Source organism: Conexibacter sp. CPCC 205762 (genome assembly GCF_030646155.1).
GTDB lineage: Bacteria > Actinomycetota > Thermoleophilia > Solirubrobacterales > Solirubrobacteraceae > Conexibacter.
Genome location: NZ_JAUTDN010000003.1, coordinates 227,111 through 242,875 on the forward strand (window position 1 = coordinate 227,111; position 15,765 = coordinate 242,875).

A 15,765-nucleotide genomic window follows, 5' to 3' on the forward strand; every position below is an offset into this window, starting at 1 on the left:
GCCTCGCTCAGATGGACCGACGGCGGCGAGCAGGCGGCGTGACGGCCGCGCTCGCCGCGGGCGCGCTCGCGCTCGGCGGCTGCGGCGGCGGCAGCGGCGACGAGGGCCGCGCCGGCACGCCGCCGACCGGCTCGACGGCGACCCAGCCGCCGGCCGCCACGCTGCCCGGCAGCCCGCCGCTGCGGCGCTACCGGCCGCCCGCGATCCCGCTCGACCGCGGCTCCGGCGCGGCGATCGGCGGCACCGTGCGGCTGGTCTACACGACCTCGACGTTCAGACAGGTGCCGCGCGACTTCGTCACCGGCGGGATCCCGATCGGGACGAGAGCGGGCGATTGCGAGGTGCCGGCGATCACGCCGGCGATGCGCGTGCAGCTGCAGGCGGCGGTGGAGCGTCAGACGCCGGACGGGGAGGTCGATCCGCTGACGCCGCTCGACGTGCTCGTCGCCGACTGCGGCGACGAGGGCCGCTGGGCGATGGTGACGTGGGTGCAGCACCGCGGCAGAGCGGACACCTCCTGGGTCGACGAGCTGCGCGACGAGGGCGGCGGCATCTGGAGCGGCACCGCCCGCGGCGTCCAGCCCGGCTGCCGGATGCCGCGCGCCGCGGCGGCGGCATGGCAGCTCGACGTCACCGTCTGCCCGCCGAAGCCGCGGCCGAGAGCCGCGCCGCAGCCGAGACCGGCGCCGCGGATCCCCGGCGAGCCGCGCGACCCGCGCCGCAGAGGCGGGCCGCTGCAGGGCCTCCCGCCCGGCAGCTCGCGGGCGTAGCGCCCGCGCGCCGCGGCCGCCGACCGCGCGCCCGTCGCGCTTACGACAGCCGCTGCACGACCATCGCCATCCCCTGGCCGCCGCCGACGCACATCGTCTCCAGCCCGATCTCGAGGTCGTCGTCCTCGAGCATGTGCAGCAGCGTCGTCATGATCCGCGCGCCGGTCATCCCGAACGGGTGGCCGAGCGCGATCGCGCCGCCGCGCACGTTGAGGCGGTCGTGGTCGATCCCGAGCCGCTCCGCGCTCGGCAGCACCTGCGCGGCGAACGCCTCGTTGATCTCGACGCGGTCGACGTCGGCGATCGTCATGCCGGCGCGCGCGAGCGCCCGCTCGCTCGCCGCCACCGGCCCGAGCCCCATGATCTCCGGGTCCAGCGCGGAGACGCCGGAGGCGACGATCAGCGCCAGCGGCGTCAGCTCGTGGCGGCGCGCGAAGGCGCCGCTGGTGACGACGACCGCGGCGGCGCCGTCGTTGAGCGGGCAGGCGTTGCCGGCGGTGACGCGGCCGTCGGGCCGGAAGGCCGGTCTGAGGCCGGCGAGCTTCTCCGCGGTCGTGCCGGCGCGCGGGCAGTCGTCGGCGCTGACGCCGGTGCCGTCCGGCGTCGTGACCGGGACGATCTCGCGCGCGAACAGGCCGGCCGCCTGCGCCTCCACCGCGCGCTGCTGCGAGCGCGCCGCCCACGCGTCCATCGCCGCGCGCGTGACGCCGGCGTGCTCGGCGACGTTCTCGGCCGTCTCGCCCATCGCGACGTAGGCGTCAGGCAGGCCGACGGCCGGCTGCCAATCGCCGGCGCCGCCCTGGGCGCGCCGCTCGGTGCGGGCGTGGGCGGCGTCGAAGCGCGGGTTCTTCGTCGCCGGCATGCCGTCGGCCTTGCCGCGCTCGTAGCGGCTGACGGCCTCGACGCCGGCGGCGACGAAGCAGTCGCCCTCGCCGGCTCGGATCGCGTGCGCGGCCATCCGGATCGTCTGCAGCGAGGAGGAGCAATAGCGGTTGACGGTCACGCCGGGGACGGTCCGAAGGCCGGCCAGCAGCGCGACGACGCGAGCGATGTTGTAGCCCTGCTCGCCGGCCGGCTGGCCGCAGCCGAGCAGTAGGTCCTCGACCTCGGCGGCGGCGATCTGCGGCACTCTCGCGAGCGCGGCGGTGACGGCGAGCGCGGCGAGGTCGTCGGCCCGCATCGCCGTCAGCGAGCCCTTGAAGGCGCGGCCGATCGGCGTGCGCGCGGCGCTGACGATGACGGCGTCGGTGTCGGCGAGGGCGGAGAGCGCGCTCATGCGAACCGCACCGCGCCGCCGCTCAGCACGTCACCGCGCTCGGTCGCGGCGGCGAAGCGCAGCGGCCCGTCGTCGCCGTCGGGCTCCCACGTCCGCAGCGCGATCGTCTCGCCCGGCAGCACCGGCGCGGAGAAGCGGACCGACAGCTCGGCGAGGTCGCAGGGGTGCGCGCCGCGCAGGGCGGCCAGCGCGCGCACGACGACGCCGAGCGTGCAGAGGCCGTGGAGGATCGGCCGCGGCTGGCCGATCGCCCGCGCCGCCGCCGGGTCGATGTGGATCAGGTGGCGGTCGCCGGTGAGGCGGTAGAGCGCCGCCTGGTCGGGGTTCGTCTGCGCGCTGCCGACGGCGTCGGGCGCGCGCTCGGGGTCGCGCGCGGCGGAAGGCCCGCGCTCGCCGCCGAAGCCGCCGCTGCCGGGGGCGAAGATCGCGTAGGTGGCGCGGAACTGGCGGCAGCCGACCTCGACCTCGAAGACGGCCGCGCCGCCCTTGTCCCAGACGTTCGCGACGCGCGCCGTCAGCTCCAGCCGGCCGGCCGGCGGCAGCGGCTCGAACAGCTCCAGCCGCTGGGCGCCGTGGAGCGCCTGCGCGACGTCGAAGAGGCCGCGCGCGCCGAGCGCGTCGGGCGCCCACAGGCCGAGCGCGAGGCCGAAGGTCGGCAGCACGCGCAGGTCGCGCTCGAAGACGAGGTCGAGCCGCGTCGCCGGCGCTCCGACGGCGAGCGCGTAGAGGATCGCGTCGCGCTCGTCGTAGTCGACGGCGCGACGCCCGAGATCAATGCCGATCGCGGCAGCTGCGTTCACGTCTTCATCCTCCATCTCGCTCTCCTCCTCGCAACGCGAGGCGCGGCAAATCTACCAAGCGATTGCTTGGTGCGCTAGTGTACCGCCATGAATCCCCCTGCCGTAGAGACCCTCGTCACCGGCCTCGCCTTCCCCGAGGGAGCGCGCTGGCACGACGGCGCGCTGTGGTTCTCCGACACCCACGCCTGCGCGGTGCTGCGGCTCGACCCCGCGAGCGGCGAGACCGCGACCGTCGCTGAGGTGCCGGGCCGCCCCTCCGGCCTCGGCTTCCTGCCCGACGGCCGCCTGCTGATCAGCTCGACCCACGACCGGCGGCTGCTGCGGCGCGAGCCCGACGGCACGCTCGTCGAGCACGCCGACCTGTCGGCGATCGCCGCGTGGCACGTCAACGACATGGTCGTCGACGGCCGCGGCCGTGCCTACGTCGGCAACTACGGCGACGCGAGCGCGCCGCCCGACCCGCCCCGTCCGGCGACGCTCGCGCTCGTCCAGCCCGACGGCACCGCGAGCGCGGCGGCCGAGGGGATGCTGTTCGCCAACGGCCTCGTGCTCAGCGGCGACGGCGCGACGCTGGTCGTCGCCGAGACGCGCGCGAGCCCCGGCCGCCTGACCGCCTTCGACGTCGACCCGGCGGACGGGTCGCTGAGCGGCCGCCGCACGCTGGCCGAGTTCGACGCGGCCGTCTTCCCCGACGGCCTCGCGATCGACGCGCAGGACGGCGTCTGGGTCGCCTCGCCGTTCTCCGCCGAGGTCATCCGCGTCGACCGCGGCGGCGCGATCACGGACCGCCTCGCCGTCGCCGACCCGTACGCGGTCGCGCTCGGCGGCGCCGACGGCCGCGACCTGTTCGTCTGCACGTCGGGCAGCTGGCTGCCCGAGCAGGCGGCCCGCGAGCGCAGCGGCGCGATCCGCCGGCTGCGCGTCACGGTGCCCGCCGCCTAGGCCGCGGCGCCCGCGGCCGGGGCCGGGGGCGAGGCGGGCGCGGCCTCCGCGTCCGCCTTCGGCCGCCGCTGGATCACGGTCACGCCGACGGCCGCGATCAGCACCGCGCCCTGGAAGATCTGCGGCGCCCACGTCGGCGCGCCCGCCAGCAGCAGGCCGACCGAGCCGGTGCCGAGCATCAGCACCGCGACGATCGTCCCCCACGGGTTGAAGCGGCCGTGGCGGAACTGGGTCGCGCCGAGGAAGGCGGCCGAGAAGGCGGGGATCATGTACGAGGGCCCGTTGGCCGGGTCGGCCGCCTGGATCCGCGCCGTCAGCACGACGCCGGCGAAGGCGGCGACGCAGCCGGAGAAGACGAGGGCGAGCGTCCGCACGCGATCGACGCTGACGCCGACCAGCCGCGTCACCTCCGGGTTGTATCCGGTCGCGTAGCAGTAGCGGCCGGAGGCGGTCTGCTCGAGGAAGAAGCCGATCGCGACCATCAGCACGATCATGTAGAGGACCGGCAGCTGGATCCCGCCGACGTCCTTGGAGGCGATGTCGCTGAAGCCGCCCGCGACCCGCTCGGTGAGGATCTGGTCGCCGGAGATGCCGAGCGTCAGCGCGGCCAGGATCGAGCCGGTGGCGAGCGTGCCGATGAAAGAGTCGATCTTCATCTTCACCACGATCAGCGCGTTGAAGAGGCCGACGAGCGCGCCCGCGGCGACGCCCAGCACGACGACGATCAGCGGGCTGAGGTCGGTGTTGCCGAGCAGCCACGCGGACAGGATCCCGGCGAGGCCCATCGTCGAGCCGATCGACAGGTCGAAGACGCCCGTCGTCAGCGGCACGACGATCGACAGCGCCGCCAGCGCGGTGATCGAATACTGGTTGAGGACCGTCTTGAGCGTCTCCTCGCGCAGGAACAGGTCGGGGATCCAGATCGCGAAGACGACGACCAGCAGCAGCCACACGTAGACCGCGCCGATCGTTCTGAAGGACAGCCCGCGCGCGAGCCGCTGCCCGGCCGGCGCGCGGCGGCGGCGGGCCGCGCGCGGCACCTCGGCGTTGACGACGTTCTGACTCATGCGTCCTTCCCCGTGTTCGTGACGATCGCTTGCAGCAGTCGGCTCTCGCTGATCTCGGCGCCGCTCAGCTCGGCGGCGACGCGGCCGCCGACGAGCGCCAGCACGCGGTCGCAGACGCCGGCGAAGTCCTCCAGGTCGGAGGAGCAGACGACGAAGGCGGCGCCGGCGGCGGCCTGCTCGCGGACGAGGCCGTAGATGCCGTGGCGGGCGCCGATGTCGACGCCGCTGGTGGGGTCGTCCATCACGAAGACGGTCGGGCTCGTGTTGAGCCACTTCGCGAGGATGACCTTCTGCTTGTTGCCGCCCGACAGGTAGCTGTAGAGCTTGTCGGGGTCGTGCGGGCGGATGTCGAGGCTCTCCATCCAGCCGTCGACGGCCGCCCGCTCCTCGCTCCCGCGCACGCGGCCGCCGCGCGTGTACGACGGCAGCAGCGCGAGCGAGACGTTCTCGCGGATCGAGAACTGGCCGATCGCGGCGTCGGGGTGGCGATTGGCGAGCACGAGCGCGAGGCCGAGCCGCTTCGCTCGCTTGGGCGTCATCCCGTGCCACTCGCGGCCGTCGCCGTCGACGACCGTCAGGCGCGCGGGCGCGGCGCCGGTCAGCGCCGCCGCCAGCTCCTCGCGGCCGGAGCCGGAGAGGCCGGCGATCCCGAGCACCTCGCCGCGGCGCAGCTCGAAGCCGACGCCGTCCAGCACCGCGCCGCGCAGGCCGCGGACCGTCAGCACCAGCTCGCTCGTCGCGCATGACGGCGGCCGCGCGGCCGCGTCGGCCTCGACCTCCTCGCCGACGATCAGCTCGGCCAGCCGCGCGCGGTCCATCCCCTCGATCGGGAAGGTGCCCTTGCAGCGGCCGTCGCGCAGCACCGTGACGCGCTGCGCGAGCCCGAGGATCTCCTCCAGCCGGTGCGAGACGTAGAGGATCGCGACGCCCTGCTCGACGACCTCGTGGAGGACGCGGAAGAGCGCCTCGACCTCCGCCGGCGGCAGCGCCGCCGTCGGCTCGTCGAGCACCAGCAGGCGGATCTCGCCGTGCAGCTCGTCGAGCGCGCGGGCGATCGCGATCGCGCTGCGCTCGACCGCTCTCAGCTCGCTGACCGGCCGCTCGACGTCGATCTCGACGCCGATCCGCGCCAGCAGCGCCTCGGCGCGCGCGCACTGCTCGCCCCAGGCGATCTTCGCGCCGCGTCTGGCGAAGCCGGAGGCGAGGCCGACGTTCTCGGCCGCGCTCAGCTCGGCGACGAGGCCGAGGTCCTGGTGCACGAAGCGCAGCCCGAGCCGCCGCACGTCCTGCGGCGAGCTGTCCTTCAGCTCCTCCCCGGCGACGACGATCCGACCGCCCGGGTCGGGCGCGTGGAAGCCGGCCAGCGCCTTAATCAGCGTCGACTTGCCGGAGCCGTTCTCGCCGACGAGCGCGTGGATCTCGCCGCGCTCGATCGCGAACGAGACGTCGGCGAGCGCACGCTGGCCGGGGAACGTCTTCGACACACGCTCGACCTCGATCAGCGGCGCGGTCGCGACCGCGTTCATCCGCTCACCCCCCAGAGCGCCTCGTACTGCTGCTCGTAGTCCTCCACGAGCGGGAAGTCGTCGGTCGTGCTCGGCAGCGTCTCGGCCGTCAGCGTCCAGGTCGGCAGCGTGTGCGCGGTCGCCGGCTCGGTCGGCTCTCTGTTGAAGTGGCGCAGCAGGAAGTCGACGTGGCGCCACATCATCTCCGGCTTCGGCGAGCCCTCGGCGGCGACGAGGTAGCTGCCGTCCTGCATGTACTGCGCCGTCGTCGGGAGGCTGTCGAGCGTGACGAAGCGGACCTTGTCTCTGGCGATCCCGGCCGAGGCGAGCGCGGGCGGGACGCCGACCATCATGTCGGCGTAGCCGACGTAGACCCAGTTGACGTCCGGGTGCGCCTGCAGGTAGGTCGCGATCCGCGTCGGCAGGTCGTCGCCGAGACTGGTCGCGGGGACGATCTGCTCGTCGACCGTGCAGCCGGCGCACTGCGCCTTCAGCTCCGCGGAGAAGCCTCTCGCGACGAAGCCGAGGTTCGCGAAGGCGCTGACGGTGATCGTCGCCGCGTGCACGTCGTCGCCGCCTCTGGCGAGCACGTACTGCGCCAGCCGTCTGCCGGCGGCAAGGAAGTCGGGGCCGTAGTTCTGCGTCGCCGCGTAGCCGTCCTCGGGCGGGTCGGCGGTCGTCATGTTGAGCACCGGCACGCCGCGTTCGGCGAGCGCCTTCAGCTCCGGCTCGTAGAGCGCGCGCGAGAAGCCGCTGCCGATGACCGCGTCGGGATCGCCCTGGACGGCCTGGTCCCAGGCGGCCTTGACGGTCTCCGGCGTCAGCCCGGCGTTGACGACTCTCAGCTGCCAGCCGACGGCGTCGGTCGCCGCCTTCAGCGGCTTGGTGAGCGCCACGCAGGCCGGCGACGAGCACTGGATCCACCAGATCGTCTTGTCTCTGGGGATCCCGCCTCTGAGCGGCGCGTCGATCCCGATCGAGGTCGGCCGCCGGATCGCTCTCGCGACGGCGGCGGCGTTCGCTCCCGCCGCGCCGGCGGCGGTCGTCGCGCTCTTCGCGGCGCCGGCGGTCGCGCTCGTCGCCGTCCCCGCACCGCCGTCGTCGCCGGACGACCCGCAGGCGGTCAGCGGCAGCGCGAGCGCCGCCATCGTCGCCAGCGCGGCCAGTCGTGCGTTGGTCCTCACGTCGCTCCTCCTCCTCCGGCCCGGCCGGTCTCCGGGCGCTCGCCGGCGGCCAGACGGCGCCGGATGTCCTCGCGCAACTGCGTCTTCGCGACCTTGCCGCCGGCTGACAGCGGCAGCTGCTCGAGCACGACGAGGTGCTCGGGCAGCCACTCGCGCGTCAGCCCGCGCGCCGTCAGCCGCGCGACGACGCTCGCCAGCGTCAGCTCGCTCGCCGCCGTCCCCGGCGCCGGCGCGACGTAGCAGCAGACGCGCTCGCCGAAGGTCGGGTCGGGCATCGCCACGACCGCCGCCTGCGCGATCCGCGGGTCGCCGGCGACCTCCGCCTCGACCGCCGGCGCGCTGATGTTCTTGCCGCCGCGGATGACGATGTCGGAGGCGCGGCCGACGACGTTCAGGCAGCCGTCGCGGTCGAGCGCGAGCAGGTCGCCGGTGCGCATCCAGCCGTCCGCGTCGCGCAGCGCGGCGTTCGCCTCCGGGTCGCGCCAATAGCCGCCCGAGAGCCCGGGGCCGCGCACCAGCGCGGCGCCGTCGCCGCTGCGCAGCTCGACGCCGGGCGCGAGCCGGCCGGCGGTGCGCAGCCGCCGGCGGTCGTCGTCGCGGACGGTCGTGCCGGAGACGATCCCGGTCTCGTTGGCGCCGTAGAACTGCAGCACCTTCGCGCCGCTGAGGCGCTCGAAGGCGGCCGCGCGCTCCGGCGGCACCGCCTCGCCGCCGGTGAAGACGACGCGCAGCGACGAGAGGTCGCGCGCGCCGGTCTGCGCGGCGGCGAGCATCATCGCCAGCTGGGTCGTGACGGCGGCCAGCATCGTCACCCGCTCGCGCTCGATCAGCGCGAGCATCGTGTCGACGTCGAACCGCTCCAGCAGGACGGTCGGGGCACCCAGCAGCGCGGGCGCGACGTGGCCGCTCCAGAGCCCGAAGCCGTACGGCGTCGGGACGGCGCAGAGGATCGTGTCGTCGGCCGTCAGCTCGCCGTTGGCGATCGCGAGGCGGCCGGCGAGCAGCCACGGCTGCTGGCTGTGGACGACGCACTTCGGCAGCCCGGTCGTGCCAGAGGTCGAGTTGAGCAGGAACAGCTCGTCGGGGTGCAGCTGGCGACCGGCCTGCACGTGCGCCGGCTCGACGGCATGCCCGTCCGCGAGGACCTCCCCGCGCGGGTCGGCGGCGAGGTCGGGCACGACCAGCGAGCGCAGTCGCGGCAGGCCTTCGGCGCGCAGCCGCGCCAGCAGCGGCTGCAGCGGCAGGCCGCGCGGGTCGGCGTGGCTCAGCAGCGCGTCGGCCTCGGCGAGCCGCAGCAGGTGCAGCAGCTCGCGCTCGCCGGAGCGGGCGGCGACGCCGATCACGACCAGCCCGGCGCGCTCGGCCGCGAGGTAGGCGACGTGCGCGGTCGGCCCGTCGGGCAGCAGCACGGCGAGGTGGGCGCCGCGCGGCAGGCCGGCGGCGACGAGCTGACCCGCGAGCCGGTCGGCGGCACCGTCGTACTGCGCCCAGCCGAGCCGCGCCGACGCGGTCACGAGCGCCGGCGCAGCGGGCCGCGCGGCGGCGGCGCGGCGCACGTGGGCGCCGACGGTCTGCTCGCTCCAGTGGCCGGCGGCGTGGTGGCGTGCCGCGTCGGCGGCCGCGTGGACGGTCGTCGGGGTGCGTCTGACGGGGGTCGCGATCTCGGCGCCCATCGGCTGGTCTCTCCTCACGTCAAGCCGCTCGGCCTCGATCAACCGAGCAATTGCTTGGTTGGTGAGGCTAGCCCGCGACGGCGGCGGCGTCAAGCGCGCCGCGGCAGGTGGCGCTCACGGATCCAGCGGCCGGTTCGTCCAGCCGCCGCCGTGGCGCGGGTACCAGCCGCCGGCGGCGAGCGTGCCGCCGTCGACGTGGACGGTCGTGCCGGTCACGAAGGCGCCCAGCGGCGAGGCGAGGAAGAGCGCGGCGCCGGCGACGTCGTCCGCCGTGCCGTGGCGCGCCAGCGGCGCCCACGTCCTCCAGCGCCAGCGCTCCTGCTCCGGCACCCAGTCCGAGTACGGCAGCTGCGGCGTCTCGACGACGTCGGGCGCGATCGCGTTGACGCGGATCCCGTGACGACCGACCTCCAGCGCGAGCGAGCGGCCGAACTGCGTCACCGCCGCCTTGCACGCCGCGTAGACGGCGTGACCCGGGATGCCGCGGAACGCCTCGACGGTCGTCAGGTTGACGATCGAGCCGCCGCGCCCGGCGGCGACCATCGCCGGCAGCAGCGCCCGCGTCATCCGCAGCACGTGGGTGAGGTTGACCGCCTCGATCGCCTCCCAGCCGGCCGGGTCGCCTGCGGCGAACGGGGTCGGCGGGAGGAGGAAGTGGCCGACGTTGTTGACGAGCACGTCGGGCGCCTCGTCGCCGCAGGCCTCCAGCACCCGCGCCGCCGCGCCGTCGGCGGTGACGTCGAGCGCGAGCGTGCGGATCGCGCCTCCCGCGAGCGGCGCGAGCGCCCCCTCGTCCCGGTCGACGGCGAGCACCTCGGCGCCGTGCGCGGCGAAGGCGGCGACGATCGCGCCCCCGATCCCCGCGGCACCGCCGGTCACGACCGCGAAGCGGCCGCCCAGCAGCGGGCCGGGTCGATGCGGACTCTCCATCAGGCTCTCCTTCCCTTGAATCCAAGCAAGCGCTAGGTTGTCAGCTGAGAGCGACGGGTCAACGGACGGCCCGCGAGAGGAGAGCGCGCGATGGCACCACGACTGATCGTCGGCCTGTCGAACTACCACGACTTCCTGCCGCCGGACGGCTGGGACGGCCTGCTCGACGTCGCCGCGGCGGCCGACGACGCCGGCGCCGACGCGCTCAGCGTGGTCGACCACGTCGCGCTCGGCGGCGACCTCTCCGGCTATCCCTACGGCAGCTTCCCCGGCGGCGCCGAGGCGCCCTGGCTGGAGCCGCTGACGACGCTCGCGGCGATCGCCGGCCGCACCCGCCGCGCCCGCCTGATGACCGGGATCCTGATCGCCCCGCTGCGGCCGCCGGCGCTGCTGGCGAAGACGGCGGCGACGCTCGACCAGCTCTCCGGCGGCCGGCTCGACCTCGGCGTCGGCAGCGGCTGGCTGGCGAAGGAGTACGAGGCCGTCGGGCTCGACTTCGGCGAGCGCGGCCGCCTGCTCGACGACGCGCTCGCGATCTGCCAGGCGCTGTGGAGCGGCGACGCGGTCGACTGGGAGTCGCCGCGGCTGCGCTTCGAGGACGTCACCTGCGCGCCCGCGCCGCGCCAGCCCGGCGGCGTGCCGCTGTGGGTCGGCGGCGAGCTGCACCCGCGCAACCTCGCGCGGATCGCCCGCTTCGCCGCCGGCTGGATCCCGAGCCCGCCGACGGGCCGCGACGCGGCAGCGGCCGGCGCCGAGCGGCTGCAGGAGGCGCTGCGGGAGGCCGGCCGCGACCCGGCCGGCTTCCGCGTCCGGATGTCGCTGCCGATCGTCCGCGACGAGCGCCGCCGGCCCGACCTGGAGCGCTCGCTCTCCGCGCTGCCGGGCCTCGCCGCCGCCGGCGCGACCGACGTCTTCGTCCCGCTCGCGGCGCTGACGAACGACCCGGCCGCCGCGATCGCGCTCTTCCCCGCGCTCGTCGCCGGCTTCCGCGCGGCGCTCTAGATGTGGATCGCGCCCTCGCCGGCGCCGTGGCCTCTGCGCACGATCAGTGCGAGGCCGGCGCTGATGAGGGCGAGCACGGCGCTGACGTACATCGCCGTGTGGAGGCCGGACATGAACGACTCGTAGGAGGCCTTCGTGACCGCCTGCGCGAGCTGGGCGGGCATGTCGGGCGAGACCGGGGCGACGCCCTGCGCGATCAGCTCCTTCTGGCCCTCGACCGCCTGCGCGGCGGCGCCGGTGACGCCCGCGTCGGACAGCTTGTCGCCGAGCGCCGAGCCGACGCCGGAGACGATCACCGAGCCGAGCACGGCCGTGCCGAGCACGCCGCCGAGCTGGTTGGCGGTCGACTGCAGGCCGCCGGCGAGGCCGCCGCGCTCGATCGGCGCGTTGCCGACGATCGCCTCCGTCGAGGCGACGATCACCATGCCCATCGCGAGGCCGATCAGGAAGAAGTACGGCCACTGGCCGCCGTAGCCGGTGTCGACCCCGAGCCCGGTCAGGCCGAGGAAGCAGCCGGCCAGGATCAGCATCCCGACGCACAGCGGCACGCGCGGGCCGAACTTCTCCGTCAGCAGGCCGCCGAGCGGGGCGCTGACGACGAACGTCGCGGTCAGCGGCAGCATCCGCACGCCGGTCTGGACCGGGCTGTAGCCGTGCACGTTCTGCAGGTACAGGCCGATGAAGAACAGCACGCCGAAGAGCGCGAAGAAGCCGGTCACGACGAGCACGACGCCGGCCGACAGCGAGCGGTCGCGGAACAGGTCCAGCGGCAGCAGCGCGGCGTCGCCGGCGCGCGCCTCGCGCAGCACGAACAGCACCAGCACGACGATCGCCGCGACGCCGAAGCCGATCACGTAGGCCGAGCCCCAGCCATGGTCCTGCGCCTTGATGACGCCCCAGATCAGCAGGAACAGCCCGCCCGACAGCAGCGCCACGCCCGGCAGGTCGAAGGTGCCGACGTGCGTCTCGTCCTTCGACTCTCTCACCCAACGCCACGTCACGAGCGCGGCGACCAGGCCGAGCGGCAGGTTCAGCAGGAAGATCGACTCCCACGAGACGTGCTCGACGAGCAGGCCGCCGACGATCGGGCCGGAGGCGACGGCGAGCGCCGAGGAGCCGCCCCAGATGCCGACCGCGCGGTTCAGCTCGGCCGGCGGGAAGGCCGCCCGCAGCAGCGCGAGCGTGTTCGGCATCAGCAGCGCGCCGGCGACGCCCTGCAGCACGCGCGCGGCGACGAGCATCCCGATCGAGGTCGACAGCGCGCACAGCAGCGAGGTCAGCGCGAAGCCGACGATGCCGGCGATGAAGACCTTCTTGCGGCCGAAGCGGTCACCGAGCTTGCCGCCGACGATCAGCAGCACCGCGAGCGCCAGCAGATAGCCGTTGGTGACCCACTGGAGGCCGGCGAGCGAGGCGTCGAGGTCGGCGGCGATCGTCGGGTTGGCGACGCCGACGACGGTGCCGTCGAGGCCGACCATCATCACGCCGAGCGCGACGGCGGCGAGCGTGAGCCAAGGGTTGTCGCGGCCGCTTGCGCGAACGGGCGCGACCGCGTCTGCTGATGAGGTCATGGGGCGGGCCTTGAGATCGTTGGGGGACGGCGACCGCCGAGAAGTGTGACACACCGTAACGTTTCACCTGCCGACCGATGTCCGAGACCTCCCGCGAACCAGGCCGCGCCGACGCGCGCCGCAACTACGACGCCGTCGTCGCAGCCGCGCTGCGGCTGCTGACCGACGACCCCGGCGCGTCGATGCGCCAGATCGCCGACGCCTCCGGCCTGACGCGCACGACCGTCTACCGCCACTTCCCCTCGCGCGAGGAGCTGCTGCGCGCGATCTTCCGCGTCGTCGCGGCCGAGATAGACGCCGCGATGGAGCAGGCGACCGCCGGCGATCCGCCGTTGGAGCAGGTGATGGCGGCGATCGCGCGGATGTCGTTCGCGCTCGACCGCCGCTTCCGCTTTCTGATCGGCCACGACGCGCTTGCCGGCGAGGAGGCCCAGCAGGCCGGTGAGGCGGCGACGCTGCGCTGGCTCGACGGCGCCCGCGCGCGCGGCGAGGTGCGCGACGACATGCCGGCGAGCTGGCAGGTGCTGATGCTGCGCCAGGCTGCGATGGGCGCCGTCGAGACCGATCGCAGCGGCTTGCTCGACGCGGCGGAGGCCGAACGGCTGCTCTCGCTGACGCTGGTCGCCCTGCTGACACCGCCCCAAAGCTGAACCCCGCTGCAGCGCGATGCCCCGGCAACCGTTCGGCTGACCGGCCAATCGAACGCCAATGTGACACAACGATTCAGACCATCGGACGCGGCATGCCTTTCCCCGGTTACGATCCGCCTCCGAGATGGAAGGACGCACCGCAGGACCCGTGCCGTACGGGAGCGGCACAGCCGGATCGATCCTGGTGCATGCACTCAGGGGGACGTTCGGCGTACCTTGCGCAGAACGTCTCCGTTCACTTGACGCAGACGCCCGCGAGCGGCTCGCCCGCGGCCGCGAGCAGGGCCTGTCGCTGGCGGTCGCGACCGCCCACGCCCAGCTCGCCGCGGCACGCGGCGCCGACGACGAGATCGACGCCGCGCTGCGCCATCGCAACAGCGCGCTCAGCTTCCTCGCGCGCGGCCACGACGCCCCCGACGCCGAGCGGCTGGAGCCGCTGCTGTGGATCGGCGTCGTCGACTGGGCGGTGCTCGGCGACGTGCGCGGCGCGCGCGACCGGCTCGCGCGCGCGGCGGTGCTGGCGCGTAGCGACCAGCAGGCGAGCGTCGTCATACCGACGCTCGCGATCCGCTCGATGGCCTCGGCCGTCGCAGGCGACCTCGCCGGCGCCGACGCGACCGTCCGCGAGGCTGTGGCGCTCGCCCGCGACGGCGACGACCCGCTGCTGCTGGCGGTCGCGCTCGCGACGCTCGCCCGCCGGCGCAGCAACGACAGCGAGCGCGACGCCGCGCTGCAGGCCGGCGAGGAGCTGCTGGCGCTGCGCTCGCAGGTCGACGATCCGGCGGCGCTCGACGCGATCGCCGCCTGGGGGGTCGCGGCGGTGCGGCTGGAGGCCGGCGACCTCGCCGGCTGCCGCGCGCTGATCGAGCCGGCGACCGCGCCCGAGCAGCTGCGGCAGCTGCATCCGCTGGTGCGCTCGCTGCTGCTCGACACGCGCATCCGGCTGGCGGTCGGCCGCGACGACCGCACCGACGCGCTGGCGCAGCTGACGGCGCTGGAGCGGCTCGGCTTCTCGCGCCAGCCGCTCGGCGCCTCGCTCGCCGGCATGGCCTCGGCCTTCGTCGCGCTCGCCGACGACCGGCCGCTCAACGCCGAGGCGAGCGCGACCGCAGCCGCCGATCAGGCGCGGCGGGCCTCGGCGCGGCTGCTGGAGCTGCGCGCGCTGCTGGTCGCCGGGCGCGCGCAGCAGGCGCTCGGCGCGCCCGACGTCGCCGCCGAGCGCTTCGGCGAGGCGGAGGCGATGGCGCGCGCGATCGGCGCGGCCGGCACCGCCGAGCGGGCGGCCGCCGAGCGGCGCGCCAGCGGCGGCATGATCGCCGAGCGCCCGGCGCCGGAGGAGTACGGCCTGACGCCGCGCCAGTTCGAGATCGCGCAGCTGGTCGCCGGCGGTGCGACCAACCGCGAGGTCGCCGCGATCCTCGGCATCTCCGAGCACACCGTCAACACGCACCTGCGCGTCGCCTTCTCGCGCCTCGGCGTGACCCGCCGCACCGCGCTCGCGACCGCGCTCGAACAGCGCCAGCGGGCCTAGCCGCCGCCGGCCTACGACTCGCGCGCGTCGCCTTCGATCCGCCGCAGGACGGCGGCGCCGGCCGCGTCGGTGGCGCCGGTCGGCGGCAGCTCGACGCCGGGCGGCAGCTCGATGTGGAGCGTGCTGAGGGCGCCGAGGCGGAGCGTGCCGGGGCCGACGCGGGCGCTCAGCACGTGGCCGCCGCGGGTGCGGTCGGCGGTGATGACGTGGAGGTGGAAGCCGGGCAGCTCGACGCCGGCCGCCTCGGGCGGGAAGCAGAAGCCGACGAGCGTGCCGTCGGACGGCGCCAGCATGAAGTCGCGCAGCGAGGCCGCCGCCTCGGCGAGCGGCAGGTAGGGGCGCGGCTGCTTCGGCGCCGAGCGCGCATGCACGGCCGGCAGCGCGCCGTCGAACCGGAGCGCGAACGCACCGCTCTCCATGGGAGAGTTGGCCGCCGCCAGCGCCAGCAGCTCGTCCCAGCTCAGCTCACGCTCGACCGCGACGGTGACGTCGGCGGTGAACGGGGTGACGGCCGCGAACGGCGTGCACTCGTCGTCGCCGACCGGCGAGACGGTGCCATCGACGCGAGCGCGCCAGACCTCGCCGTCGACGACGATCATCTCGCCGTCGAGCGCGTCGAAGGTGCCGAGGCCGAGGTCGCCGTGCTCGCGCAGCTCGGCGATCGTCAGGTCGCCGTCGTAGGCGCCGTCGAGCAGCGCCGCGATCGTCGCCGTCTGGAAGACGACCCGCGGCGCGGCGCGCTCGTCGCCGAGCGCGCCGTGGCGGACGGCGAGCGGATGCAGCGCGGCGACCAGCCGCGGATCGATCGCGCTCGCCATCGTCAGCCCGCCGCCTCGCCGCCGCGCATCGTCTCGCCCCCGTTCG

Annotated in this window: 14 protein-coding genes; 5 read left to right on the forward strand and 9 right to left on the reverse strand. The window is 75.2% G+C overall.

What is annotated here, in order from left to right:
* Positions 1 to 11: 11 nt before the first annotated feature.
* The gene (locus Q7L73_RS04745; protein WP_304691476.1) at positions 12 to 770 is read left to right on the forward strand and encodes a hypothetical protein; all 759 of its coding nucleotides are present in this window, start codon (positions 12 to 14) and stop codon (positions 768 to 770) included.
* Positions 771 to 810: 40 nt separating this feature from the next.
* Here Q7L73_RS04745 and Q7L73_RS04750 read toward each other — a convergent pair whose 3' ends face one another.
* Entirely contained in the window at positions 811 to 2,046 is a 1,236-nt protein-coding gene (locus Q7L73_RS04750; protein ID WP_304691475.1) for an acetyl-CoA C-acetyltransferase, read from the reverse strand.
* Entirely contained in the window at positions 2,043 to 2,861 is an 819-nt protein-coding gene (locus Q7L73_RS04755; RefSeq protein ID WP_370552412.1) for a MaoC/PaaZ C-terminal domain-containing protein, read from the reverse strand. Before Q7L73_RS04755 ends, Q7L73_RS04750 begins: the two co-directional genes overlap by 4 nt.
* Positions 2,862 to 2,933: 72 nt before the next feature.
* On the opposite strand from Q7L73_RS04755, the gene Q7L73_RS04760 reads away from it, so the two are divergent.
* Positions 2,934 to 3,788, forward strand: coding sequence for an SMP-30/gluconolactonase/LRE family protein (locus tag Q7L73_RS04760; protein ID WP_304691473.1), 855 nt, complete (start codon positions 2,934 to 2,936; stop codon positions 3,786 to 3,788).
* Here Q7L73_RS04760 and Q7L73_RS04765 read toward each other — a convergent pair.
* The 5 genes from Q7L73_RS04765 to Q7L73_RS04785 all read right to left on the reverse strand — a co-directional run bounded on the left by Q7L73_RS04765 (position 3,785) and on the right by Q7L73_RS04785 (position 10,147).
* Positions 3,785 to 4,855, reverse strand: coding sequence for an ABC transporter permease (locus tag Q7L73_RS04765; RefSeq protein ID WP_304691472.1), 1,071 nt, complete (start codon positions 4,853 to 4,855; stop codon positions 3,785 to 3,787). The genes Q7L73_RS04760 and Q7L73_RS04765 overlap by 4 nt on opposite strands.
* The gene (locus Q7L73_RS04770; RefSeq protein ID WP_304691470.1) at positions 4,852 to 6,381 is read right to left on the reverse strand and encodes a sugar ABC transporter ATP-binding protein; all 1,530 of its coding nucleotides are present in this window, start codon (positions 6,379 to 6,381) and stop codon (positions 4,852 to 4,854) included. The genes Q7L73_RS04765 and Q7L73_RS04770 overlap by 4 nt, the downstream gene beginning before the upstream one ends.
* Positions 6,378 to 7,544, reverse strand: coding sequence for a substrate-binding domain-containing protein (locus tag Q7L73_RS04775; protein ID WP_304691469.1), 1,167 nt, complete (start codon positions 7,542 to 7,544; stop codon positions 6,378 to 6,380). The genes Q7L73_RS04770 and Q7L73_RS04775 overlap by 4 nt, the downstream gene beginning before the upstream one ends.
* The gene (locus tag Q7L73_RS04780; RefSeq protein ID WP_304691468.1) at positions 7,541 to 9,217 is read right to left on the reverse strand and encodes a class I adenylate-forming enzyme family protein; all 1,677 of its coding nucleotides are present in this window, start codon (positions 9,215 to 9,217) and stop codon (positions 7,541 to 7,543) included. Before Q7L73_RS04780 ends, Q7L73_RS04775 begins: the two co-directional genes overlap by 4 nt.
* 114 nt (positions 9,218 to 9,331) lie before the next feature.
* A complete protein-coding gene (locus Q7L73_RS04785; RefSeq protein ID WP_304691467.1) occupies positions 9,332 to 10,147 on the reverse strand; it encodes an SDR family NAD(P)-dependent oxidoreductase in 816 nt (271 codons plus the stop codon).
* 90 nt (positions 10,148 to 10,237) lie between these two features.
* Here Q7L73_RS04785 and Q7L73_RS04790 point away from each other — a divergent pair, with 90 nt between their 5' ends.
* Positions 10,238 to 11,149 (forward strand): TIGR03619 family F420-dependent LLM class oxidoreductase, encoded by a 912-nt coding sequence (locus Q7L73_RS04790; RefSeq protein ID WP_304691465.1) that lies wholly within the window; start codon positions 10,238 to 10,240, stop codon positions 11,147 to 11,149.
* Here Q7L73_RS04790 and Q7L73_RS04795 read toward each other — a convergent pair.
* On the reverse strand, positions 11,146 to 12,720 hold the full coding sequence (locus Q7L73_RS04795) for an MFS transporter (RefSeq protein ID WP_304691463.1): 1,575 nt from the start codon (positions 12,718 to 12,720) through the stop codon (positions 11,146 to 11,148). The genes Q7L73_RS04790 and Q7L73_RS04795 overlap by 4 nt on opposite strands.
* 77 nt (positions 12,721 to 12,797) lie before the next feature.
* Here Q7L73_RS04795 and Q7L73_RS04800 point away from each other — a divergent pair, with 77 nt between their 5' ends.
* Both Q7L73_RS04800 and Q7L73_RS04805 read left to right on the forward strand, forming a co-directional pair.
* Positions 12,798 to 13,370, forward strand: a complete 573-nt coding sequence (locus Q7L73_RS04800) for a TetR/AcrR family transcriptional regulator (RefSeq protein ID WP_304691462.1) — start codon at positions 12,798 to 12,800, stop codon at positions 13,368 to 13,370.
* Between the two features lie 184 nt (positions 13,371 to 13,554).
* Positions 13,555 to 14,901: a helix-turn-helix transcriptional regulator gene (locus Q7L73_RS04805; protein ID WP_304691461.1), complete on the forward strand. Its 1,347-nt coding sequence runs from the start codon at positions 13,555 to 13,557 to the stop codon at positions 14,899 to 14,901.
* Between the two features lie 11 nt (positions 14,902 to 14,912).
* On the opposite strand, the gene budA is transcribed toward Q7L73_RS04805, so the two are convergent.
* Positions 14,913 to 15,719: an acetolactate decarboxylase gene (budA, locus tag Q7L73_RS04810; RefSeq protein WP_304691460.1), complete on the reverse strand. Its 807-nt coding sequence runs from the start codon at positions 15,717 to 15,719 to the stop codon at positions 14,913 to 14,915.
* Positions 15,720 to 15,765: the final 46 nt, after the last annotated feature.